Source organism: Halorubrum sp. SS7 (assembly GCF_005435055.1).
Classification (GTDB): Archaea; Halobacteriota; Halobacteria; order Halobacteriales; family Haloferacaceae; genus Halorubrum; species Halorubrum salinarum.
On sequence record NZ_SGXV01000075.1, the window covers coordinates 1 to 1,732 of the forward strand.

Sequence of the window (1,732 nt, forward strand, 5' to 3'; positions counted from 1 at the left end):
ACCGCTACGGGATCGACGTCGACGACATCCGGACCGTCGTGTACGAGAACCCGCGAGACGTGTTCGGGCTGGCGGAGTAGGCTATTTAAATGAGTTCACGGTATGGTGGCATCGCCGGCGGCTCTGAGTCGTCTTTAAGAGGCGCGACACGCCTCCGTGTGTGCCCGGGAGCCGGCCGTGAGACGACCGTGCGAGCGGGTCGCGAACGAAGAGAGCGACGAGGACTGCGGTTCGAGGGAGCTACCCCCGACAGAGACACTCGTGTGACACCCGAGTCACGTCGACGAGGTGTCGGTGGATACCCCCGGCCAGCCCGGGCATTGCCTCGGCCTGTTCCTTCGTTGCTATTCCAAGCCTGTAGTAGGTCTCCGTTCGGTTCCGGTTCCACAGCTCGGCGAGGTCGTCCCCGAAGGCGTCGTCGTAGAGACCGATCTCGGCCCCGCGTTGGTAGAGCCGCCGGTGGCTGCTGATGACCTCCGAGGGCGACATCGCTCCGTCGTGGATCAGCCGGAACTGAATCGTGCGCTCGATGGCGACGAACGCCGACTCGATTACGACCGTGTAGTACCCTCGGTCGAGGAGGTTCGATCCGACCTCCAACAGCCGGCAGGCACGGCGAAGTTGGACCAGCTCCGCGTCGTCGACGTCCAGACCCTCTTCGATCGTTCCGGGACTGCCCTCGAAGCTCCGCTCGGCCTCCGCCAATCGATCCCGGATATCGTCATTCATCGCTGTACACCTCAGTTCGGAGCTCTGAGAGGCGGTCGGAATCGACCAACGTGATGCCGTCGTCGAACTGGGGACGAAGCTCGTCGCCGATTCGGCTGACGCTGTCCGTCGATTCGACGAGCGGCTGGTAGGTGTAGCGGTTCCCTTCGAACCGTCGGTCCTCGAGGTCGCTGACGATCGACTGGATGGTCCGACGAGCGGCCGTTCGGTCCCCGTCGACGACCACCAGTAGGTCGATGTCGCTGGTCCTATCCGCTTCCCCCCGAGCGACGCTGCCGAATAGGACGACACCGACTACCTCGTCCAGCTCCTCTTGAGCTCGTTGGAGGAAGGCCCGGACCGGGTGGTGAAACTCGCTCTGCGGGATCGAGAGAATCGGATCCGGTTTCGTGAGCCGCTCGCGGTTGATCCGGACCTGCCGGGTCCGACCGTCCTGTGCCGTTTCGACGACATCAAGCCCGGAAAGCAGCTTCACCGCCTTCGAGATCGTCCCCTGATTCGCTCCCGTGAGACTCGCGAGTTCGCTCATCGAGTACGCCGCGTATGGCTGATCGATGAGGACCGCAAGAACGTCCTCCATCGCTTGGTATCGAAACACCCGATCCTCCGGAAACGGATATCGCAGTTCGATCGAGATTGTTTCTTTCTTATTAGGCATACTATTCTTATTAAGAAACGGTCTGAAAACTCTGCCGATGAAATGAGTCGATTAGGACGGACTGCCACGGTTAGAGTCCGATTTTTCAGGCATATTATCCTCAAAAAGTGGTATATTGCGAGTCGTTCCGGTCTGTACGAACACAGCGACGAGCGAGAACGGGAGTGGGTATCGCAGATCGGTAGCAGCGATTCGATATTTAAAAAGACGCTATCGGCGGCGACAAACACTTAGAAATAGCCGGCGGTGGCGCGCCTGCGAGCGGCCGGAGCGAAGCGGAGGCCGCGAGCCAGCCCGCGAGGGACGCGGTGAGCGCTCGGAGAGCGCGAACCGCGAGGCTGGGGA

2 protein-coding genes are annotated in these 1,732 nt (G+C 61.3%); both read right to left on the reverse strand.

What is annotated here, in order from left to right:
• Positions 1 to 240 precede the first annotated feature (240 nt).
• A complete protein-coding gene (locus tag EXE44_RS16620) occupies positions 241 to 729 on the reverse strand; it encodes a hypothetical protein (protein ID WP_137706424.1) in 489 nt (162 codons plus the stop codon).
• Positions 722 to 1,309, reverse strand: a complete 588-nt coding sequence (locus EXE44_RS16625; RefSeq protein ID WP_137706423.1) for a nucleotidyltransferase domain-containing protein — start codon at positions 1,307 to 1,309, stop codon at positions 722 to 724. Before EXE44_RS16625 ends, EXE44_RS16620 begins: the two co-directional genes overlap by 8 nt.
• Between the last annotated feature and the right edge of the window lie 423 nt (positions 1,310 to 1,732).